Below are 22,266 nucleotides of genomic sequence, written 5' to 3'. Positions count from 1 at the left end.
CAGCCGGGATTTATCCCGGCTCACTAGTCTATTTGTAAACTTTTTTTCATTAATAATAAGGCAGCTTCTGGATACCTCTTCGATAAAACCCCAAGAGACGCCATAATATAATCATTATCTACTAATATTTCAGCTCCTTTTTTAGGAAATAATTCATCTCCTTTATTGTTAAGGGCTATCTCCTTCATAATCTCTATACGATTAGGAAGCCTTGTTAAAGCTCCTCCAGTTCCTATTATGTATTGCGTCATGGTTAAATCTTTGCCCTCTGCAATAGTTTTCTTTCCACCTGGTCCATATAAATGTCTAAAATGTCCTGCATGTCTTCTAATAGCTGTTAAAACAGCTTCCTTTGTTAATTCTTCAACAAATCGCTTCTCTATTTCTTCTGTAGGAATAGGTTTATGATGATCTATTAATCGTTGAACTTCTTCTTCTGATATTTTCATTCTTTTACTTAATCCTTCAAGCCCTAACCGCTGAACAATATTTTTCATATTAACATACACACCTAAATCACCTTCTACAGTTCTTTTAGCTACAGGCTCTGGACTAATCAATATTCTATTAACAGCTTCACTTCCTTCAGTAACTGAATGTACATCCGTTGTAGCTCCACCCACATCAATAACCACCAAATCTCCAATTTCTTCCTTTAACAATTTAGCAGCTAACATAACAGCACCTGGTGTTGGTATAATAGGCCCATTGACCATTTCTCTTACTCGGCTCATTCCAGGAGCATGTATAATATGTTCTTCAAATACCTCTTGAATAACCTTTCTCGTAGGTTCTACATTTAATTGATCGATTTTTGGATAAACATTTTCTGTAACATACAATTTGCTTGGTGTATCCTTAAATATTTCAATAATCTCATCTCTATTTTCAATATTTCCAGCATATACAATAGGTGTATTGATGTCCATTTCTCTAATTAGTTCTGCATTATAAAGGGCAGTGTCTCTTTCCCCATAATCTACACCACCTGCAATCAATATCAGATTAGGCTTTATTTCCTTAATTTTTTTCAAATCACTCTTTCTTAATTTTCCACCCGTAACACTATGAATAATACCGCCAGCACCTAGCGCGGCTTCTTTAGCAGCACGAACAGTCATATCATAGACCAATCCATGAACTGTCATCTTAAGGCCACCTGCTGCACTACTGGTTGCGATCATTTCATCATAAATCAAATCATTAATGCTTAAATTTTTTTTAAGATCTTCTATAGCTCCATGCAGCCCAATAGTTACATCTCCATCTAATACAGTTGTTGGAGCCTGACCTTGCCCTAAAAATTTAGGGCAGTCAGTGTGTATATTTGAAAAAGCATTGATTACTGTAGTAGTACTTCCAATCTCTGCAACTAAAATATCAATTTTCATTATTCATTTCCCTTCTCATTTCTCTTCTTTTATTTACAAAGAATGTAGCCACATGAATGCCTTTAGAACCTCTACCAAATCCAGCATCTACACCTTGTTTCACTGCGATTTCAGGTGTAACTTGTGTTCCTCCACAAGCAATCATAACTTTATCTCTTATACCTTTTTCTACACATAATTCATGAATTCTCTTCATGTTTTTATAGTGAATATCATCATGACTAATAATTGTAGAAGCTAAAATTGCATCTGCATTAGTTTCTATTGCAGCATCTACAAGTTTTTCTACAGGACAAGAAGTTCCAAGATATTCAACTTCTATACCCCATTTTTCTATGCCACCATGTTTAATATCAATAATTTCACGAAGTCCAACAGAATGTTCATCTTCTCCTACAGTAGCAGCAACAACCTTTAGAGGATTTTTTTCTATTTCAGCCCATAATTCTTCATCACTAAGAACTTTTGGTTCTTCTGGTATTTCTAATTTACTTATATCAACATCAAAATCAATTTTTCCCTTTAATTGTATTCTTGTTCCTTCTGATGGATGCATTATTTCTAAATGAATTACTTCTGGATCAGAAAGATTCATTTTTTTAGCAAATTCTAACGCTGCAAATTCAGCAACTCTCTTACTTGTTGGAAGGAATAATTCAACTTGAACAGTTCCGTCTGCTAACCATTCTACCTCAGGCTTAATAAAATTAGAATTCCTATATTTTTCGCTTTCATCTAAACGCATATATACATTGTCATTTTCATCTAATTCATCAATAAAGATAATTTTTTCAGGTTTTTCAAAGGTACAACCACCAATTAATTTTGATGGATCATCTACTGCCGTCTCATCATATTGGGCAATATTATTATAACCATAATGAGCAGTTACAGGTGCTAAGTAGTCTTCATCTCTTTCAAAAACAGTTCCTACACCTACACCACCATTCATTTTTCTTCCAATTCCATCACCATTTCTTTCTGGATACATACCAGAATCTACAAAGAATCCTTTTTCTACTGCTTCAAAATATCCACCTACTTCGATTAATTCTTCTAAGAAAAGTACCGCTCTTTCTTTCAACTCTCTAACCTTTTCAGGTAAATAGCCCTCTTTTTTAAGCTCTACCATTTCCAATAAGCCATCTAATCCTACAAGAGTTTGTTTTGCATTGTCACAAGCTTCTATATTATTAAAATGCCACGGAACATTTCTTCCCTCATCAGGAGTAATTGTTGATTGAATATCTGCACTTGTAAGTTTAGAAATCATCATATTTAAAACATGTGTTACGGTAGCTTCCCTTGATGAAGATGTGATATATTTAGTATTTTGTTGAGCTCTCATTTTATAATCAGAAAAGAAATCTCTTAATGCCACAGCATATGGAAGATCATATTTCATACAAGGTACAGGAGATGCTGACGGTGGTACAGTTGAAAGACAAATATTTTCTTTCTTCATCCCTACTTTATGCGAAAAAATTGCATTTATAGCATGTTGAACCATCAATTCAGGCATAACTTTCCAAGCATCTCTAGCTGTTGCATTCGCATTATGCGCACCATCAATTTGTGCCATATCTGCCCATGTCATTATTTTTTTAGACTCTGCCGCATCTACAAAAGATCTAACCATATTAATATTTCTATAAAGAACATTATACTGAGGGTCCTGATGAGCACCATTTATCCCCTCTTCTGCAAACATAACCGCTACTTCAGGTCCTGCAACACCACTAACATAAGAATGATAGTTTATTGGTCTTCCTACTTCTTCTTCTATTAGATCCAAAGCCTTTCTTTGTGCTCTAACTTGTTTTCTAGTAACAGGAATACCCCCTATTCCCTGTGGTGTTCCTTCTATCAATCCATCAAAGTGAGATTGTCCAGCAGTTCTAATTACCATCATATGGTCAGCACCATGCCACGCAGCCATTCTCATTCTTCTAATATCATCTTCAAATCTACCTGAAGCGATTTCAGTAGTAATTGTCTCTTGTGGTTGAGGATCTAAATTATCAAAGTATTGTACTGCGGCAGGGATACCTATAGAATTCTTTAAAGATGGTGAGCAATCATGATATGTATGGGGTCCAATTTGAAGTTTATCTAATTTTTTTCTCCAAGTCCATCCTCTTCTCTTTGGTCTATAGCTTTCAAGATCCTTTAAAATTTCTCTGATATCTAATTTTTCATTAATATCTAATTTTTTCATTATGCTACCCCCCCTCTAAAGATTTCTATAGCATCGTCCCAATGCTTTCCTTCAATCATTTCAAGCCCTGCTTGTCTAAGAGGAATATTTTTCTCTTTAGCAATTCTATAAACAATATGTCCTACACCTTTTCCCATTAATCCTCTCTCAATTGCACCTTCTACTAATGGTTTTGCTTCTAAGCTTGAAAATCCCATTCTTAAAAGTACCGAACGCTCTATTGATGGTGTTGTATTCTTTCTTGCAAGTTCTAATAATGGTTCTACAGCTTTTTCTGCTAATTCCCAAAATCTTTCCTTTAATTCTTCATCAGTGAGATTTGCTAAATGCTTTCTTCTTTGTTGAAAATCATCTTCTCTTTTTAAATATGCTTTCAAAACTTTTCCCCCATTTCATATAAAATAATAGAGTAAGTAAGAGAAAATGTAAAATTAATCGCTCATTTTACACTTACTCTTACTCTTTTGTTTATTCCACCACTTTAACTCCCTTTTCACTTAAAACTTCCCTTACAAATTCAACACTAGATTTTGTATCTTGTACTAAAAATTCTAAATCTGCTGAACTGATTTCATTTTTACTATATGTCTCAATACAATGATGAATATAAGATCTCTTTAATTTATTCAAATCTATATCCTTTGCTTTTATCAATCTTGGATGCTCTGGTAAAATAATATTTTTACCAGGAACTTCTTCTTCTGGATTGCCAAATTTTAGTTCTATTCCATTATCTCTTGCAAATGACAATTGTGGTTGAACATGTTTTCCAGCTCCTGTATATTCTGTTTCTTGTACAACAATTATTTTATCTTCGTCCAATTCTTGAGCAATACTAAAAGCAGCAGCTAATGAAGTATTTCCCGCTGGACCTCTTTCTAAGCCTTCGATTTGTGCAAGTGTTTCTGTCATATAAAACACTTGACCTTGTGTAACAATAACATATCTATCCATATATCGAAGAGGTCTAGCTGCTGATCTTGGTACATCCGATCTATCTGGCCATGTTGCAAAAGGTATACCAAATCCAGTATGTCCTGTGGTAAATGATTTTTTATTAAATTGCTCATCACTAGCCATATGTAATCCTGTTAGGTCTACACTAGCTCCTACAACTTTTACATGATCAGCACCTGCTTTTAATAAACCACGAGCCGTACCTGTTAAATTTCCTCCACCTGCATTTGTACATACAACCACATCTGGATCTCTTCCAACTCTTTCTCTAAACTGCATAGCAATTTCATATCCTAGTGTTTCAACACCTGCTATACCAAATGGTGAATAAAGAGAAGCATTGAAATATCCAGTTTCTTCTAATAACTTTAAAAAAGTATAAAATAACTCAGGACCTACTGTTAGTTGAACAACCTCTGCTCCATAAGCTTCACATTTTCTAGCCTTTTCTATGATTTCTGGTTGTCCTAACCCCTTACTATCATAGCATTCCTGTACAATAATACATTTAAGTCCATGAATTGCAGCTTGACTTGCTACAGCTGCTCCATAATTTCCACTTGTTGCTGCAATAACACCTTTATATCCTAATTTTTTCGCATGATATACTGCATTTGCAGCTCTTCTAGCTTTAAAACTTCCTGATGGATTAGCCGCTTCATCTTTCACAAAAATTCTAGCACCTTTTCCAGCTGGCGATACCATTCTTGCAAGCTTAGTTAAATTTTTTAATTCTAATAAAGGAGTATTCCCAACTCCTGTATCCCCTTGAATTTTTTGCATTTCATCAAGAGTATATCCTGTTTCACGCATCATTTCTTCATAGTCAAAACGAATATGCCCTGACTCAAAAATACTATAATCTATCCCTATGGCTTTTTTCATTATTTCATTTTTTCTAGCCATTACACCTTCATAACTCATGTCCCTACTCATGAGCTTCACCTCCCCAAAGGATATCTCGCAAGCTTATGCCTATTTGAAGAAGCTCAGGAACAAAATTACCATAGTTATGATGATAAGTTGAATTCACTTCTATAAGCTTTCCTTTTTCAATCCTTCCTGTCATAGTTTTTACTTCGACTTCATCTCCAATTTGTGCATCATGTTGTAAAAACCCTTTCACCCATGCTTCTAATGGAACTTTTTTAGTATCTTCTGGCACTTGTGGTGCTCTTTCTTTTGCATCTAAAACAATATTATGAATTCTTACCCATTCGCCCTTTTTAACTTGCATTTTTTCTGCCTACCTTTCTATTAAATCTCTCATATCTCCCATGATAGCTCTTGGTACTGGTAAATCAATCATTGTCTTAAGTCCAGGTCTTGCATTAATTACATGAGGAATCATATTTACACACATAGCAATTGTTCCTATTCCACCAGGCACCTCTGGATTGATTGCCATATTAATATTTGGTGTTCCTTTAATAATGATATAATCTCCTGTATGTACCCCTTCGAGTTCTGGTTCAATTTGCTGTGGATGATCCATTTCTATTTTTAATTCTCCATCAACATATCCATATCCCTTCATAGCACAACCTGCTACATCTCCTGGTTGAACTTCTGCATATGGAGATTTTCTATGTACACTTGTAACGATTGGCTCCATAGTTTGTTTTACTTTATCACTTAATTTCCAACCAATTGCATCAGCGATCATATTAACAGATTCAGCAAAACCAACATGTCCTGCTAATGTGCCTTCTTCAACACCTTTGTTGAAAGCTTCCACCGTAAGACCAATTCCTTGTTCTTCCATAACCGCAGGTCCAAATGGTGATAAACTATTTACACGTCTAGCTGTTAAGTGTTCTACTTCTTCGCATGCTCCAGTCAATGCAATCACCAATAAATCCATCATTAACCCTGGATTAATTCCTGTTCCTAGAACAGTAACACCATTTTCTTTTGCAATTCTATCCATTTCTTTTGTTAATTCTGGTTCTTGTGCCTTTGGATAAGCCATTTCTTCAGCACTTGATATTACATTGATTTTCTTTTCCAAACAGAATTTTATTTTTTCAAATGCATTTTTTGTAAAAGAATCTGTACAAAGCAATACTACATCTGCAGCCTTTTCAGTAATCACTTCATCATATGCTCCTATTAATACATCAGGTCTGTCCCCTCTTTCAACAGACAAATAATCATACATACTTGTTCCTAATTTTTTACCTCTACCAACTACCCCTACAATTTCAACACCTTTCTTTTTAAGGAGCATCTCTGCCATACCACTTCCCATTGCACCTAAGCCCCAAATAATTACTTTTACATTTTCCATTTAAAACACCTCCGAAAATTTTTTACTTATTTTACATACTTATACATTGCAATTTTCATGCCAAAATTTAGCACTTTTAATAAAATATTTTGTGTAGATTTATAGAATAAAGTGTCGTTTTTTATTATTTTCAGAATATTTATTCATTATTTTTTCACTATTTTCTCGTTTATAGATATTATTTTTTTCATATATAAATAAACTGCAAAAATATTTGCATGTACATGCAAATATTTTTGCAGTTTATTTTACAGTGATTTTATATTTTCTCAATTTATGCTGTAATGTTTGCCTTTTAATACCAAGTTCTAAAGCAGCCTTTGAAATGTTATTATTACATGATTTTAGTACTTTTATAATAATATTTTTTTCAATTTCTTCTAGTGTATCAGGCAAACTCTTTTTTAACTCAATATGACTTTCATAAGCAAGTGCAAATATTTTTGCATTTGCCTGAGGAGAAAAATGTTCTTTTTTTAATATGCTTTCATTTTCAACAATATTCATAGCACCTTCAATAATATTCTCTAATTCTCTCACATTTCCGGGCCATTTGTAGTTTTTAAAAGCATTTAGCACAAATCCATCTATTGTCTTTACTTTTTTATTTAATTTTTTATTATATTTATCTACAAAATATTTTGCTAAAACTTCTATATCATCTACCCTTTGTCTAAGAGGTGGCAAATAAATAGGAATCACATTAATCCTATAAAAAAGATCCTTCCGAATTTTCCCTTTTTCAATTGATTCATAAGGCTCTTCATTGGTACTTGCTATAATTCTCACATTAATAGGGATATCTTTTAACCCTCCAACTCTTCTTATTGTTCCCTCTTGCAAAACTCTTAATAACTTTGACTGAAGCTGTAACCCCATAGAATTTATTTCATCTAAAAAAATTGTTCCTCCATTTGCCTGTTCAAATAACCCTGGCCGATTAATAGCTCCTGTAAAACCACCCTTAACCGTTCCAAAAAGAATTCCTTCTAACAAAGACTCTGGAATGGCAGCACAATTCTGAGCTAAAAATGGCTTTTTTGCTCTGCTACTCCCATAATGAATACTCTGAGCCACTAGCTCTTTTCCTGTACCAGTTTCCCCATATATTAAAACGCTGGATGAAAACTTAGCTGCTTTTTTTGCATAGTCAATAGCTTGAATGAATTTTTTATTATTCCCTATAATGCTTGAAAAAGTAAATTTATTTTTAAATATATCTTTCTTTCCTGTCTTAGATAATTCCATCTGAAGAGACATAATTTTATCTGATAACTGCTTAACTTTTGTAATATTCTTTGCAATCTCAAGAACACCAATTTTCTTATTATTACTAAAAATAGGTACTGTTGTATTAATAGTTGTTACTTCTTGATTATGATTATTCATATATATTTGAGGATGATCGATAATTTTTTCTTCTTTATTCAATGCTTTTAACATCGTACTGCTATTTTGATCTAGAGTTGGAAACACTTCTAAAAAATCCTTATTCAATACATCATCTTTTTTCATACCCTCAAGTTCAGTCATCGCTCGATTATATATAATAGTTTTTCTTTCATTATCTATTACGTGTACACCCTCATCAATGTATTCTAAAATGGTTTCCAATATATCATTTATATAAGCTTTCATAAAACGCTTCCTTTCATTAAATAAAACATGACAGCGTCATGTTTTATTTAAGTTGGATAAATATTTATAACGTTTAGTATTACTAAATCCATGTCTACTTTTATTTATACAATGGAAATCTTTTACACAAGCTTTCTACCATGTTTTTTGCCTCATCTATTTTTTCAGGTTGATCTATAATCATTTCAATAATTTTTGCAATATTAACCATTTCTTCTTCCTTCATCCCTCTTGTTGTTACAGCTGGTGTACCTATTCGAATACCACTTGTTACGAAAGGACTCTCTTGATCATATGGAATAGTATTTTTATTAACCGTTACACCTGCTTCATCTAATCTTCTTTCAGCCTCTTTGCCAGTTATATTTTTATTTCTTAGATCTATTAATATTAAATGATTATCTGTTCCTCCTGAAACTAATCTAAAATCTCTCTTTATCAATTCTTCAGATAATTTTTTTGCATTTTTTACAATTTGCTGCTGATAAAGATTAAATTCATCTGTTAATGCTTCTTTAAAGCTAACAGCTTTTGCAGCAATCACGTGCATTAAAGGTCCACCTTGTACTCCTGGGAAAATTGCTTTATCTATTTTTTTTGCAAATTCTTCTTTACAAAGAATAGCTCCTCCTCTTGGTCCTCTCAATGTCTTATGCGTTGTTGTCGTAACAAAATGTGCATATTCACAAGGATTTGGATGGATTCCAGCAGCTATAAGACCTGCAATATGTGCCATATCAACCATCAAGTATGCACCTACTTCATCTGCTATTGCTCTAAACTTTTTAAAATCAATAGTTCTTGGATAAGCACTAGCACCTGCAACAATCAATTTAGGTTTTGTTTCCAAAGCTACTTTTCGTACTTCATCATAATCAATCGTTTCTGTTTCTTTATTCACACCATAATCTACAAAATTGTAGTACTTTCCTGAAATATTTACAGGACTTCCATGACTAAGATGTCCTCCGTGAGAAAGGTTCATCCCTAGAACTGTATCTCCTGGATTTAATACAGCAAAATAAACAGCTAAATTAGCGTTTGCTCCTGAATGAGGCTGTACATTTGCATGTTCTGCATTAAATAGTTGCTTTAAACGATTTATTGCTAAATCTTCTACAACATCAACATATTCACAACCTCCATAATACCTTTTAGCAGGATATCCTTCTGCATATTTATTGGTTAACTGACTTCCCATAGCTTCCATTACAGCAGGACTAACAAAATTTTCAGATGCAATAAGCTCAATTTTGTTTTGCTGTCTTTTGATTTCCTTTTGAATGGCTTCAAATACGTCAACATCTACATCTTTTAAATTTTCAAAATTCATCTTCAAATACCCCTCCCTATGTATTCGTCATTTTCAAAATCCTTCTACTTTTATTATAATTTTTATAGACTAACTTTACAAGCTTTGTATTATATTCAAATTTCAATAGTTATTGTTACATTCAGCATTTGTAGGACATACTTATACTATATTGTAAGCCCTTTTTTATTCTGATATAATTGAAATTGTTTTCAATAAAAGGAGTGATTTAAAATGCATTCTTCTATGAAAAATATTCTTGCCCTTGCAATCTATGCTGGAGAAATTATGCTTAAAAACGGTGCAGAAACTTATCGCGTTGAAGACACAATTATTAGAATATGTCATGCTTACAATATTCCATATGTAGAATCCTTCGTAACACCTACGGGTATATTTGTATCTGTAGATAATAAAAATAACGATACTGAAGCTTTTACATTTATTAAAAGAATACAATTTAGGAGCATTGATTTAAATAAAATTTCACAGGTAAATAATTTTTCACGTAAGCTAGCTACATCCTATCTATCCGTTGAAGAAGGTATGAATATTCTTAAAAGCATTGATACACTTCCAAAATATCCCAGAATGTTAAAAATTATTGGAGCTGGTTTTGCTTCATCATTTTTCGGTCTTTTATTAGGAGCTACATACAATGACTTTTTTAGTTCCTTCTTTATTGCACTGATCATTTATATTGCTGTTTCATTTGTAGATAGACTGCATTCAAATCTATTTATTCAAAATTTTATTGGTGGTGCTATTGCAGCTCTTCTTGCCATTTTGTCAGTAAATATAAACCTAGGAATAAATATTGATAAAATAATTATTAGTTCTATTATGATTTTGGTTCCTGGCGTAGCTATAACCAATGCTATCAGAGATTATATTTCAGGTGAATTATTATCAGGTGTTGCTAGATCTGCAGAAGCTATTATTGTTGCTGTATCCATTGCAGTAGGAGTAGGTGCTGTTATGAACACTTGGATATACATATTTGGAGGTATTTAAAAATGTTTTTACAATTTATTTTTTCTTTTTTATCTACACTAGGCTTTGCAATATTATTTAATATTCCTAAAAAAGCTATTATTAAAGCCTCTATTGTTGGAGGTACTGGTTGGATTGCTTATGTTTATTCAAATGAAAAATTTCACTCTCTCATTGTTGCTTCTTTTATAGGAGCGTGTATTGTTGCAATAATCAGTGAAATATTTGCTAGAAAATTTAAAGAAACTGTTACTGTATTTATTATACCTGGTATCATCCCACTAGTTCCTGGTGCTGGTATGTATTATACCATGCTTGCAGTTATAAAAAAAGATTTTGATAAATTTGCTACCATTGGTAGTGAAACCATGTTTGTGGCTGGTGGTATTGCTACAGCAATCCTTATTGTATCCTCTATCACCCGAATGATTTTTCAATCAAAAGAAAATAAAAAACAAAAAATATAAAGACTTATTAAGTCTCAGGTTGCTGACAAACCATTGAAAAATTTCAGTGGTTTGTCTTTTTTAAATATAAAATAAGCGTAGCTTAATATTTTATGAGAATAATCATTCAAAAAAGAATTAAAAGATAGAGATGATAGTATCATCGCTATCTTTTTCATATTTTGTACTGCTGCTGTCATAAGACATTGTTCTTTGACTTTCTCAATTCCGCGAAAGCGGGCATAGCGAAGCCCATGCAGTTGTTTAGCATCTGCAAAGCTTCGCTCAACGGTTTCTTTTCTTCTCTTGTAAATCCGCTTCCCTAACTGATCGTACATAGTAAACCTTTTAACTTTATCTTTATATTTTTCCCATACATGGAGTCTAATTGTTCTAGTTTCATTACCATCATATAAGCATTTTTCTTTATATGGACACTCAGAGCAATTATTTTTATCACTGATATATTCCCTATAACCCTGACGGGTAGTAGTTTTATAATGCATTGGATAAAGATTTGGGCACATTATAACATCCCATTCATCAACATATTGAAATCTATTTTTTGTAAACTTTCCTTTTTTATGTGGTCCAAGTCTGTAACCTATAGCACCCTGTATATTTCTATCATTTAAACCTTTACAAATTGGAGCAGTAAAATATCCAGCATCAAGTCCTACAAATTTCACCTCAAAACCATATTTTTCAATTTGTTCATCTAATATTTGAAGATAAGGTGTTGCATCATTAATATTACCAGGAGTAACATTAACACCTGTAATAATGTTATTCTCTGCATCCACCGTTCTGTGTTCTAGATAGAAGAAACCTTTGGGTTTTCTATCTCTATGCATAAAACCACTGTCAGGATCTGTAATGCTAGATTTAATTCTCTTTATTTCTGGCTCATGTTCTTTTTTTTTAGAGGTTTTTTACCATGATTTATTCTATCTTCATTAATTGCATTTTCTAAATCATCAACATATTCTTTTACTTCAACTTTAATATATTTTTCTTCATACTTATTTTTATTAGCATTAGCTTTAAGATGAGTAGAATCAGTGTATAGTATTTTACCCAATACCAAATTATTATCTATTGCTTGTTTCACTATATTTGAAAAAATTTTTTCAAATATATCAGTACCTGTAAATCTACGTCTTCTATTTTGACTAATAGTAGAATGATGAGGAATCTCATCAGTAATTCCATAACCTAAAAACCATCTATAAGCAATATTATATTTGATTTCTTCCATTAATCTCCTTTCGGAGCGAATACCATAAAGATATCCAATAAACATCATCTTAAATAAAACAACTGGATCAATAGATGGTCTTCCATTATCTAAACAATACTTATCTTCTACTAAATCATATATAAATGAAAAGTTAATATATTTATTGATTTTTCTAAGCAAATGATCTTCAGAAACTAGGTTCTCAATCATAACAGTTTCAATTCTATTTTGGTATCCATTATTCTTAGTTAACAATACAATCAGTCCCTTCGGGAAATTATTCTATATATATTTATTCTACATAAAAAGCGAAAATCCTTTTTGAAAAAAAAAGAATTCTCGCTTTTTTATACTTTGTCAACAGTCTGAGACTTATTAAGTCTCTATATTTTTATTGCCCTACTATTTTTGAAATAACAGGCATATACTTTTTATTCTTTTTAAAGCTGCCTTCTCGTAACCTAATCCCAGTATATGTTATAGCTGTTAAAAGAAACCCTATACACATAGCATATAATTCTATATGATCTTTAAATCCTAATTTTTTCAAGAAATAGCTTCCACCACCAATTCCTATAAGAAGAGCAAATAATGGGATAACATAAGCAATAAAGGCAGCCCCTAAAACATTTTGTGTCTCCAAATTTACTTCAACTAACTCTCCAACCTTAGCATTTGATGCATTAAAAGCTATAATTTTTAAATTCATGTTTTCTTGACCATGCTGACAAGCCCCACATTCTCCACACGCAGCATGTTTTCGCATCAATACTCTTGCTCTATTATTATCTAAAATTTCAATTACTTTTCCTACTTGAATCATTTCTATCACCCCTTAATTTATTATACTCCATTTTTAGTACAGAATAAATAATTTTTAATATTAAATAAATAGAGTGCAAATCTGCACTCTATTTTTCTAATGACACCTGAATATGAAGCTCTTGTAATTGTTTTTCATCAACTATTGATGGAGCCTCTGTCATAGGAGATGAAGCATTTTGTGTTTTAGGGAAAGCAATCACTTCTCTAATACTATCATTTCCTGTAAGTAACATAACTAATCTATCTAATCCATAAGCAATTCCCCCATGTGGAGGTGTACCATATTTAAATGCTTCCAATAAAAATCCAAATTTTTCAATAGCTTCTTCTTCTGTAAAACCTAAAGCTTTAAACATTTTTTGCTGAAGATCACTATTATGAATTCTAATGCTTCCACCACCTATTTCAACACCATTCAGAACAATATCATAAGCCTTAGCACGTACTTTATGAGGCTCTGTTTCTAATAATTCAACATCTTCTTCTCTTGGTGATGTAAATGGATGATGTTTTGCAACGTATCGACCTTCCTCCTCGTCATATTCAAATAGTGGAAAATCTGTTACCCATAAAAGCTTATAATCATTTTTATCTAAAATATCTAGCTTTTTTGCAATCTCCACTCTTAAGTGTCCTAATGCATCATATACTACACTTGATTTATCTGCTACTATTAAAATTAAATCTCCTATCTTTCCTTCAAACCTTTCAATGATTTTATTCATTTCTTCATCGGTAAAGAATTTTGCAATTGGAGAGTTTACTCCTGCATCTGTAATTTTTATCCACGCTAAACCCTTTGCTCCATAAGTTTTTGCAAAATCCTCTAATTTTCCAATCCCTTTTCTGCTAAATGAATCTGCATAACCATTTATATTGATTCCTCGTACATCTCCTCCACTTTTTACTGTATCGCTAAACACTTTAAAGCCACAATTTTCTACAACATCATTTAAGCATTTTAACTCAAATCCAAATCTTACATCTGGTTTATCTGATCCATATCTGCCCATAGCTTCGCGATACGGTATTCTTTGAATAGGAAGAGAAATTTCTATATTTAACATTTCTTTAAACATTTTTTGGATTAATCTTTCATTGATAGACAATACATCATCAACATCTACAAATGACATCTCAATATCAATCTGTGTAAATTCAGGCTGTCTATCAGCTCTCAAATCTTCATCTCTAAAACATTTTACAATTTGAAAATATCTATCCATACCAGAAACCATTAATAACTGTTTAAATAATTGTGGTGATTGAGGAAGTGCATAAAACTTTCCTATATTTACACGACTTGGCACTAAATAATCTCTTGCTCCTTCAGGAGTAGGCTTTGTAAGCATAGGAGTCTCTACTTCAACAAAACCATTTTCATCTAGAAAATCTCTTGTGATTTTTGCTAATTTATGTCTAAACATAAGGTTTTTTTGCATTCTTGGCTTTCTTAAATCAAGATATCTATATTTTAATCTTAAATTTTCTGAAACCTCGTCATCATCTTCAATATATATTGGTGGTGTTTGAGCTTCAGAGAATATTTTTAATTCACTTGCAAATACTTCGATATCTCCTGTTGGAATGTTTTTATTGATAGATTCTCTCATTCTTACAATTCCTTTAACACCGATTACATACTCTCCTCTAATTTTTTCAGCTTTCATAAATGCCTCTTCTGATACATCCTTATCAAATACAATTTGTACCAGTCCTGATCGATCTCTTAAATCTATAAATATTAAACCTCCTAAGTCACGTCTTTTTTGTACCCATCCCATAAGTACAACTTCACTTTCTATATGATTGGTTCTTAATATCCCGCACATATGCGTTCTTTTCATATTTCCTAATGCTTCTGCCATTTTTGCTCCTCCTATAATCTTTCTTTTAATTCTCTCATAATATTGCTAAGCTGAATCTCTGTCTGTTCACTAGTTTCCATATTTTTTAGTATAACTACATCCTTATCTAATTCATCATCTCCAATTACAATAGTATAAGATGCATTTAATTTGTTTGCATACTTAAATTGAGCTTTTATACTCCTATTTAAATGGTCTTTATCAGCTGATATACCTTCTAATCTTAATTTATGTAGTAGTCTTACAGCTTCTTTATTTGCCCTTTCACCTATAGTAGCAATAAATATATCTAATCCTTTTGGTTTTGGAATCTCAATATTATTATTTTGAAGGGTTAATAATAGTCTTTCTATTCCCATGCCAAAACCAATTCCTGGCGTTTTAGGTCCTCCTAATTCTTCTACTAAACGATCGTAGCGACCTCCTCCACAAACAGTTCCTTGTGCACCTATTTCATTTGAAACAATCTCAAACGCTGTTTTTGTATAATAATCAAGACCCCTAACAATATTTGGATCTACCACATATTCTATATCCATAAGAGATAAATTTTCTTTTAATTTTTCGAAATCTTCCTTACATGCATCACATATATGATCTATCATCAAAGGAATATCTTTAAGCTGCTCCTTGCAGGATTCTACTTTACAATCAATAATACGCATTGGATTTCTTTCATATCTGTCTTGACAAGTTTTACAAAGCTTTGGAAGCTTTTCTTTTAAATATTCTTTTAGTATTTTATTATATTTTCCTCTACATTCAGGACAACCTATACTATTGATTCTAAGTTCTAAATTACTTATCCCTAAGGCTTTATAAAAAGCCATTGCAATACCTATAACTTCAGCATCAACTGAAGGATTAATTGCACCAAACACTTCAACCCCAAATTGGTGAAAAGCTCTTAATCTACCAGCTTGTGGTCTTTCATATCTAAAGCATGGTGTTATGTAAAAAAGCTTTGTAGGCTGCGTATCTGCATAAAGTTTGTTTTCAATAAAGCTTCTTACCACCGGAGCTGTTCCTTCTGGCTTTAATGTAATATCCCTTCCCCCATTGTCTTCAAAGGAATACATTTCCTTTTGTACAATATCAGTAGTTTCGCCTACTCCTCGTTTAAACAACTCAGTATGTTCAAAAATAGGTGTCCTTATTTCTTTATATCCAAATCTAGTACAGACATCTCTAAATAAATGTTCAACGTAATTCCATTTATATGCATCTGATGGTAAAACATCCTTTGTACCTCTAGGTGCTTTTATTGACATACATAAACCTCCCTCTATATTATTATTTATTTCAATGCAAAAAACTTCTCCATCCCTATTATTGACAGGGACGAGAAGTATTATATCCCGCGGTACCACCCTACTTGGAAATCCCACTTAAGCTCGTTAACGCCGAAATACGTATTATCTTACTAAAATTTCAGACAATCTGCTCAAAGGTGTCTTCAATATAACACTTATTATTGAGCTTTCACCAAACCTCAACTCGCTGAAAATAGCATTACATCTACTCTTCCTCATCATCGCATATACCCTATACAATTGCTTATTATTATAATGAACAACTTAGAATATATTCGAATAGGTAAGGATTTGAAGTTATCTCCACCTTTTCCCCTCGACCACACCCTGCATGAGACTTTCGAACTCACAAGGCGTTCCATCTTAAACTTTTAATCTAAATTAATCAAATTACATTCTTTACGATATTTGTTTACTTTCTTCAACTGTTTTACGTTCAATTGAAGTTTGTTCATATATCTATCAATCGTCTCTTTTAGTGTTGCATGTATTAACTTGTGAACATCCTTGTGTATTGCTATGAGATTAGCAAATTCATCTTTTCCACCTAATTCTGTTGGCTTTATATGATGTATCTCCACTTCATTAGCACATAAGAATTTACCTGTGACCAAGCATTTTCCTTTCTGTGATGAGTATTTAGAGAGTTTGTTATCTGCTAATTCAACCGTATTATATTCGTATATATTATTCATAAGCCTTTGTATTTCAGTAGACACATTAGGTTTTAGTTTCTTGTATATTAATTCTCTACCTTGAGATGTATAGTTACATATATTTTGTGAAAAATTCATCACATTTTTAGTCTGTATGTCTGCTATTGGATGGAGATATAAACCTGCTACCTTATGTGTTTTAAAGTTATTTTTATTGAACTTTTTGTATGTTTCGTTGGGTTTAATAGGAATTTCACATTTACCTATTGATTTTAGACGATTGAATAGGGTTTTGGAAATTTGATAGGCTATTTTACTAAAATCTCTGTTAATATGCGTTGCATATTTGTAGTAGTTTTTAATCCCTATAATATATATGTTGTATTTATTGACTGTACTTGTTAAAGGATTTTTTTGTATATTTAAAATTAAATCTCTTAATCTTGATTTAATCTTCTCCTTTTTCTTTTCCATGACGAATGTATTAGCAACATGTTTGTTTCTCTTTTTTACTACTTTAATCTTGAATCCTAGAAAATCTGAACTTTTCTTTCTAAGATTTGTTATTTGAGATTTTTCTGTTGATATATCCAGTTTCAAATTATTCTTTAAATAGTTTTTAATTGCATGAAATATTTTATTTGCTGTTATGTGATTTCTAGTGTAAATTTTGAAATCATCAGCGTACCTTACAATGAACATTTCTTTTAGATTACTATATTTTTTAAGTCCCAAGTATTTACTGTCTACTCTTGAATATCTGTATTTGGTTTCAAAGGTTTCCCATTGGTCACTAACCCACCAATCTAATTCATTTAACACAATATTAGACAGTAAAGGAGATAATATACCTCCTTGTGGAGTACCTTCAGTTGGTATCCCTATTCCTTCTATTGGTGCTTTTAGCATTTTACTAACTATTCTAAGAACTCTCTTATCTTTGATACCTATATCATACATCTGTTTTAATAATTTTGTATGATTTACGTTATCAAAGAAACCTTTTATATCTATATCTACTACATGATGCATCTTCCCTATATTAATTAGGTATTGATTTCTTGACATAGCATGATGAGTTGACCTATTAGGTCTAAATCCATAAGAATGTTTGTGGAATCTTGCTTCGCATATTGATTCAAGAACTTGTTTGAACATTTGCTGTATAATTCTATCTCTCATAGTTGGTATTCCTAAAGGTCTTGTTTTACCGTTATCTTTAGGGATTTCTACCCTTCTAATCGAGTTGGGTTTGTAATTCTTTAGTGTGTCTCTTATTTCTTTCACAAATGTACCTTCATCCTTGACTTTATAATCTGCTATTGTCAATCCATCAGTACCTTTAGTTTTACTTCCTGTGTTAGCCTTGATGTTTCTATATGCAAGAAGTATATTTTCTCTTGATGTTATGATTTCATATAATCTAAGACCGTTAGTGGCTCTTTTCTTACTTCTATCATATAACCAATCGAATGTTTCTTGCATACCGTAATATTCGCTATATCGTAATGCTGTACTCATTGATGGCGTGTTGTTCTCCTTCCATACAGAAGTCCCATCATCTTACCTGACCCTATGAGTTTCATTTAATTAGTTCAGTTTTCAAAGTTCAAGACTTGGGACTATCCCTCCGCCACTTATTATCATGGTTTCATAGGTACTGTGTCCCTACTTTCACAAAAGTAAATTCATTTCAATATCATTTGATATCTTATAGAAACCAACCCGATTAGTAGTCGTTTAGATAGTTGACTTTTGCTTACAATGTTCCGATTAACTTAGCTTTTACATATATCCTTAGATGCTTACTATGAGCCTGTTAATTTATACCTTCGTTGTTAGGTATTCCGAATTTCTTAATTGACAAACATACTTTTCGGTAATTAACCCCACTAGTTGTGGTTTAAATATTTCTATTTAATAAGAATTTAGACTCGTACATTCGCAAGTTCGTCAGTTCATTTAAGAACATTCTCACCGTAGATATTTTCTAGCACTCCGACCTATCATACACTCAACCACCTCTGGTTCGCATTTCGTGGTGGTAGGTTATTATCCCACATGCCTTACGGTATACTCTTAGCCGACTTTACCTAGCTTCAAACCCTTAATGTCTACTAAACATTAAACGCTTGTAGGAGTATCAAGTAATTCGTTTCAGCCTACATGAAGGCTTCATTCCAAATTTCAGTTAATCAGTTAGATTAAATGTGATTTCATTAATCCTCTCTTTTCGTGATTAATCACTTATAGAGAAACATTTCGCACGTCAATATTCTTTTACACATTATTTAGTTCTTTCTTTTTTCTTTCTATCATTTCCTCTACTCTAGATATATAGTGTTCTACATTTGTTACATTAGGCACTCTTTCCAATCGATTCTCTTCTTTATAATATATCTTTGATACTGCTCCTGCACCTAATGCAATAATACTTTGCTTTTCCTCCATAATCTGAATATTATATATGCACTCATGATAAGCCTTTGTATATCCAATATTTTCCAGATTTCCAAGCATATATTTTTGCCGATACATATAATAAGGCTTCATGTTCATTCTTTCTGCATACTTTTTAGTAATTTCAAGCATCCTTATTGCTTCTTCTTCCTCAGCTAAAGGATAGTCGTTTATATTTGCTCTTAAACGAGAAGTTTTCTTTACAGCTAATGTATGTACCGTAAGATTTTCAGGATTTAACTTTTCAATTTCTTTCATGGTTGTCTCAACCATTTCAACCGTCTCTCCAGGTAATCCAATAATTATATCCATATTAATAGTATCAAACCCAACTTGTTTTGCCATATTATACGAATGAATAATCTCTTCAGCTGTATGAGATCGTCCTATTACATCAAGAGTCCTTTGATTCATCGTTTGAGGATTAATACTAATTCTGTTTACTCCTTCTCTCTTTAAAACCATTAGCTTTTCAATAGTAATCGTATCTGGCCTACCTGCTTCTACAGTTATTTCTTTAACCCATCTTAAATCTATATGTTTTTTAATTTCTTTTATGAGCATTTCCAATTCTTCATGAGTTAATGTTGTTGGTGTACCCCCACCAATATATAATGTTTCAACCTTTTTATTATGTTTCTTTAAAATTTTCCCTATTTCTTGTATTTCATAACACAAAGCCTTCAAATATGCTTTTATCAAATTTTTCCCTTTATCTAATGGATTAGATGGAAAAGAACAATATATACATCTCGTTGGGCAAAATGGAATGCTCACATACATACTCACCAAATCATTACTATTTGTTGCAAGAAAAGGTCTTTCCATTTGTGCTATTTCTGTAACCAAATCAATCTTTTCTGCACACATTTGATATTTTTCTTTTAGTATTTCTCTTATCTGTTTAAGCTCAAAATTTTGTTCCATTAACTCATGAACAATTTTTGTAGGTCTAATCCCTGTAAGAATTCCCCATGGAGGATTTGTTTCATAAAACTTACTTAAAACATGAAAAATAGAAAGCTTTATCTTTTGTTTTAAAATCTTTCTCATCTTCTTCTGGTTATCTGTTTCTTTAATACAATTTATTGAATTTTGTATAATTGTTTTATGATTTTTTATAAGTTTTGCACAAATGGTATATTCATCATTCTGCTTTTCAACCTTGCTGACTAATAAAAAGCTTTGGTCCTCTGCCAAAGCTTCATCTTTAACAAATTCAATCTCTTGAAATTTTTTAAAAACCTTTATCAATTCACTTACTTCATATTGGTAATCATGTCCCCTTAAAAGTACTTTTATCATTTTTCATCACCTTTAATTAAAAATCCTTCTTCATTTCGTTTTTCAATCTTTCAATATAACTTCTAGAAACACCTAATTCCTTTGCAATTTCCTGAGTGCTTAATCCTGATTGAACCATATCTATAAAATCATGAAAATCAATTTCTGAAAATTTATCTTTGTTTTTTTCCATAATATAGTTCCCTAATTTTTTTTTCATACATAAGCCTCCCAAAATAATATTTTTAATATTATTCTCATAAGGCTTATATGATATGCACTATTAATTATTAATAAATGGATTAGAAGTTTTCTCTATTCCAATGGTAGAATAAGGTCCATGTCCTGGAAGTACTTTTGTCTTATCATCAAGTATAAATAGCTTTCTTCTAATCGAATCAATAATCTGCTCAAAGGAACCCCCTTCAAAATCTGTTCTTCCTATTGAATTAAAAAACAATGTATCTCCTGTAAAAAGTATATTGTCTACTTTAATACAAATCCCTCCACGAGTATGTCCAGGCGTATGAATAATATTTAATTTTAAATTTCCTAATTCTATAACATCTCCATCTGAAAGAAGCTTATCCGGGGTAATCTCTACTGTTGGCCCATTCATAAGACTAGATAGATTTTTATTTCCATCCTTAAGCATTTCCTCATCTTCCTTATGAATAAAAATTGGAACGTTTTTCTTTTCTTTTATTTTAGGAATACCTCCAATATGATCTCCATGTGCATGAGTAAGAATAATATATAATAAATCTAATTGATTTTTTTCTATATAATTTAATATTTCATCTGCATCTCCACCTGGGTCAATCACGCAAGCTTTCTTTGTATCTTCACAAGCAACAACATAACAATTAACCGCATAAATGCCTGCTGGTATCTTTTCTATAATCACGTTAATCTCCCCCTAAAAATTCTTTTTACTATCTATTAATATAGTAACTGGACCATCATTGCATAAATCAACTTCCATATGTACCCCAAAAACACCTGTCTCTACATTTATTCCATAAGCTTTAATTTCTTTAACAAATTGTTCATAAAGTTCTTTTGCTTTATCAGGCTTTGCAGCATTCATAAAATTAGGTCTTCTTCCTTTTCTACAATCTCCTAGTAATGTAAACTGTGATACTACAAGCATTTCACCTTTAATATCTAAAAGAGAAAGATTCATTTTTTCTTGATCATCTTCAAATATCCTAAGCTTTGAGATTTTTTCCACCATGTATGTTAAATCATTTCCTGTATCTTCTTCTTCAACACCTAAAAGCACTAAAAATCCCTTGTCAATTTTCCCTGTAACCTGTCCCTCAACGGTAACCTTTGCCTCTTTTACTCTTTGGATTACTGCTCTCATCTTATT

Annotated in this window: 19 protein-coding genes and 1 other annotated feature; of the genes, 2 read left to right on the top strand and 17 right to left on the bottom strand. The window is 31.9% G+C overall.

Going from position 1 to position 22,266, the window contains the following annotated elements:
• Positions 1-23: 23 nt before the first annotated feature.
• From KVH43_RS11425 to KVH43_RS11390, 8 genes are all read right to left on the bottom strand, one after another.
• Positions 24-1,391 carry a GlmL-related ornithine degradation protein gene (locus KVH43_RS11425; protein WP_218282652.1) on the bottom strand — a complete coding sequence of 456 codons (1,368 nt, stop codon included), beginning with the start codon at positions 1,389-1,391 and terminating at the stop codon, positions 24-26.
• Entirely contained in the window at positions 1,381-3,609 is a 2,229-nt protein-coding gene (gene oraE, locus KVH43_RS11420) for a D-ornithine 4,5-aminomutase subunit OraE (protein ID WP_218282651.1), read from the bottom strand. The genes KVH43_RS11425 and oraE overlap by 11 nt, the downstream gene beginning before the upstream one ends.
• Positions 3,609-3,986 carry an ornithine aminomutase subunit alpha gene (locus KVH43_RS11415; RefSeq protein ID WP_218282650.1) on the bottom strand — a complete coding sequence of 126 codons (378 nt, stop codon included), beginning with the start codon at positions 3,984-3,986 and terminating at the stop codon, positions 3,609-3,611. Before KVH43_RS11415 ends, oraE begins: the two co-directional genes overlap by 1 nt.
• A gap of 91 nt (positions 3,987-4,077) precedes the next feature.
• Positions 4,078-5,502 (bottom strand): 2-amino-4-oxopentanoate thiolase subunit OrtB, encoded by a 1,425-nt coding sequence (ortB, locus tag KVH43_RS11410; protein ID WP_218282649.1) that lies wholly within the window; start codon positions 5,500-5,502, stop codon positions 4,078-4,080.
• Entirely contained in the window at positions 5,495-5,803 is a 309-nt protein-coding gene (ortA, locus tag KVH43_RS11405) for a 2-amino-4-oxopentanoate thiolase subunit OrtA (protein WP_218282648.1), read from the bottom strand. The genes ortB and ortA overlap by 8 nt, the downstream gene beginning before the upstream one ends.
• A 9-nt stretch (positions 5,804-5,812) precedes the next feature.
• Complete coding sequence (gene ord, locus KVH43_RS11400) at positions 5,813-6,856, bottom strand: 2,4-diaminopentanoate dehydrogenase (RefSeq protein ID WP_218282647.1); 1,044 nt, start codon at positions 6,854-6,856, stop codon at positions 5,813-5,815.
• Positions 6,857-7,099: 243 nt separating this feature from the next.
• Positions 7,100-8,494 (bottom strand): sigma-54 interaction domain-containing protein, encoded by a 1,395-nt coding sequence (locus KVH43_RS11395; RefSeq protein WP_218282646.1) that lies wholly within the window; start codon positions 8,492-8,494, stop codon positions 7,100-7,102.
• A gap of 100 nt (positions 8,495-8,594) precedes the next feature.
• Complete coding sequence (locus tag KVH43_RS11390) at positions 8,595-9,827, bottom strand: serine hydroxymethyltransferase (protein ID WP_218284154.1); 1,233 nt, start codon at positions 9,825-9,827, stop codon at positions 8,595-8,597.
• Between the two features lie 213 nt (positions 9,828-10,040).
• Between KVH43_RS11390 and KVH43_RS11385 the strand changes: the two genes are divergently transcribed.
• On the top strand, positions 10,041-10,820 hold the full coding sequence (locus KVH43_RS11385) for a threonine/serine exporter family protein (protein ID WP_218282645.1): 780 nt from the start codon (positions 10,041-10,043) through the stop codon (positions 10,818-10,820).
• Between the two features lie 2 nt (positions 10,821-10,822).
• Positions 10,823-11,266, top strand: a complete 444-nt coding sequence (locus tag KVH43_RS11380) for a threonine/serine exporter family protein (protein WP_218282644.1) — start codon at positions 10,823-10,825, stop codon at positions 11,264-11,266.
• 14 nt (positions 11,267-11,280) lie between these two features.
• Here KVH43_RS11380 and KVH43_RS11375 read toward each other — a convergent pair.
• From KVH43_RS11375 to dtd, 9 genes are all read right to left on the bottom strand, one after another.
• Positions 11,281-12,740, bottom strand: a protein-coding gene (locus tag KVH43_RS11375; RefSeq protein WP_420829625.1) for an IS1182 family transposase whose coding sequence is annotated in 2 segments (ribosomal slippage) — positions 11,281-12,158 and positions 12,158-12,740 — 1,461 coding nt in all. Because the reading frame shifts where the segments join, the coding sequence is not laid out codon by codon here.
• Positions 12,741-12,876: 136 nt separating this feature from the next.
• Entirely contained in the window at positions 12,877-13,308 is a 432-nt protein-coding gene (locus KVH43_RS11370; protein WP_218282643.1) for a SoxR reducing system RseC family protein, read from the bottom strand.
• Positions 13,309-13,396: 88 nt separating this feature from the next.
• On the bottom strand, positions 13,397-15,178 hold the full coding sequence (aspS, locus tag KVH43_RS11365) for an aspartate--tRNA ligase (protein ID WP_218282642.1): 1,782 nt from the start codon (positions 15,176-15,178) through the stop codon (positions 13,397-13,399).
• An 11-nt stretch (positions 15,179-15,189) separates the two neighbouring features.
• On the bottom strand, positions 15,190-16,449 hold the full coding sequence (gene hisS / locus KVH43_RS11360; protein ID WP_218282641.1) for a histidine--tRNA ligase: 1,260 nt from the start codon (positions 16,447-16,449) through the stop codon (positions 15,190-15,192).
• Between the two features lie 63 nt (positions 16,450-16,512).
• Positions 16,513-16,722: a binding site (T-box leader), on the bottom strand.
• A 140-nt stretch (positions 16,723-16,862) separates the two neighbouring features.
• A complete protein-coding gene (ltrA, locus tag KVH43_RS11355; RefSeq protein WP_218282640.1) occupies positions 16,863-18,668 on the bottom strand; it encodes a group II intron reverse transcriptase/maturase in 1,806 nt (601 codons plus the stop codon).
• A gap of 759 nt (positions 18,669-19,427) precedes the next feature.
• Positions 19,428-20,912 carry a coproporphyrinogen dehydrogenase HemZ gene (hemZ, locus tag KVH43_RS11350; RefSeq protein WP_218282639.1) on the bottom strand — a complete coding sequence of 495 codons (1,485 nt, stop codon included), beginning with the start codon at positions 20,910-20,912 and terminating at the stop codon, positions 19,428-19,430.
• A 16-nt stretch (positions 20,913-20,928) separates the two neighbouring features.
• The gene (locus KVH43_RS11345) at positions 20,929-21,111 is read right to left on the bottom strand and encodes a helix-turn-helix domain-containing protein (protein WP_218282638.1); all 183 of its coding nucleotides are present in this window, start codon (positions 21,109-21,111) and stop codon (positions 20,929-20,931) included.
• A 63-nt stretch (positions 21,112-21,174) separates the two neighbouring features.
• Positions 21,175-21,798, bottom strand: a complete 624-nt coding sequence (locus KVH43_RS11340) for an MBL fold metallo-hydrolase (protein ID WP_218282637.1) — start codon at positions 21,796-21,798, stop codon at positions 21,175-21,177.
• Positions 21,799-21,810: 12 nt separating this feature from the next.
• Complete coding sequence (gene dtd, locus KVH43_RS11335) at positions 21,811-22,260, bottom strand: D-aminoacyl-tRNA deacylase (protein WP_218282636.1); 450 nt, start codon at positions 22,258-22,260, stop codon at positions 21,811-21,813.
• Between the last annotated feature and the right edge of the window lie 6 nt (positions 22,261-22,266).

The sequence above is a fragment of the Crassaminicella indica genome, from assembly GCF_019203185.1.
Lineage (GTDB): Bacteria > Bacillota > Clostridia > Peptostreptococcales > Thermotaleaceae > Crassaminicella > Crassaminicella indica.
This window is presented reverse-complemented; position numbering and strand designations above follow the sequence as displayed.

Coding starts and splice junctions, on each gene's coding strand:
- KVH43_RS11425 (WP_218282652.1), bottom strand. CDS start 1,391: ATGAAAATTGATATTTTAGTTGCAGAGATTGGAAGTACTACTACAGTA.
- oraE (WP_218282651.1), bottom strand. CDS start 3,609: ATGAAAAAATTAGATATTAATGAAAAATTAGATATCAGAGAAATTTTA.
- ortB (WP_218282649.1), bottom strand. CDS start 5,502: ATGAGTAGGGACATGAGTTATGAAGGTGTAATGGCTAGAAAAAATGAA.
- ortA (WP_218282648.1), bottom strand. CDS start 5,803: ATGCAAGTTAAAAAGGGCGAATGGGTAAGAATTCATAATATTGTTTTA.
- ord (WP_218282647.1), bottom strand. CDS start 6,856: ATGGAAAATGTAAAAGTAATTATTTGGGGCTTAGGTGCAATGGGAAGT.
- KVH43_RS11395 (WP_218282646.1), bottom strand. CDS start 8,494: ATGAAAGCTTATATAAATGATATATTGGAAACCATTTTAGAATACATT.
- KVH43_RS11390 (WP_218284154.1), bottom strand. CDS start 9,827: ATGAATTTTGAAAATTTAAAAGATGTAGATGTTGACGTATTTGAAGCC.
- KVH43_RS11385 (WP_218282645.1), top strand. CDS start 10,041: ATGCATTCTTCTATGAAAAATATTCTTGCCCTTGCAATCTATGCTGGA.
- KVH43_RS11380 (WP_218282644.1), top strand. CDS start 10,823: ATGTTTTTACAATTTATTTTTTCTTTTTTATCTACACTAGGCTTTGCA.
- KVH43_RS11370 (WP_218282643.1), bottom strand. CDS start 13,308: ATGATTCAAGTAGGAAAAGTAATTGAAATTTTAGATAATAATAGAGCA.
- aspS (WP_218282642.1), bottom strand. CDS start 15,178: ATGGCAGAAGCATTAGGAAATATGAAAAGAACGCATATGTGCGGGATA.
- hisS (WP_218282641.1), bottom strand. CDS start 16,449: ATGTCAATAAAAGCACCTAGAGGTACAAAGGATGTTTTACCATCAGAT.
- ltrA (WP_218282640.1), bottom strand. CDS start 18,668: ATGAGTACAGCATTACGATATAGCGAATATTACGGTATGCAAGAAACA.
- hemZ (WP_218282639.1), bottom strand. CDS start 20,912: ATGATAAAAGTACTTTTAAGGGGACATGATTACCAATATGAAGTAAGT.
- KVH43_RS11345 (WP_218282638.1), bottom strand. CDS start 21,111: ATGAAAAAAAAATTAGGGAACTATATTATGGAAAAAAACAAAGATAAA.
- dtd (WP_218282636.1), bottom strand. CDS start 22,260: ATGAGAGCAGTAATCCAAAGAGTAAAAGAGGCAAAGGTTACCGTTGAG.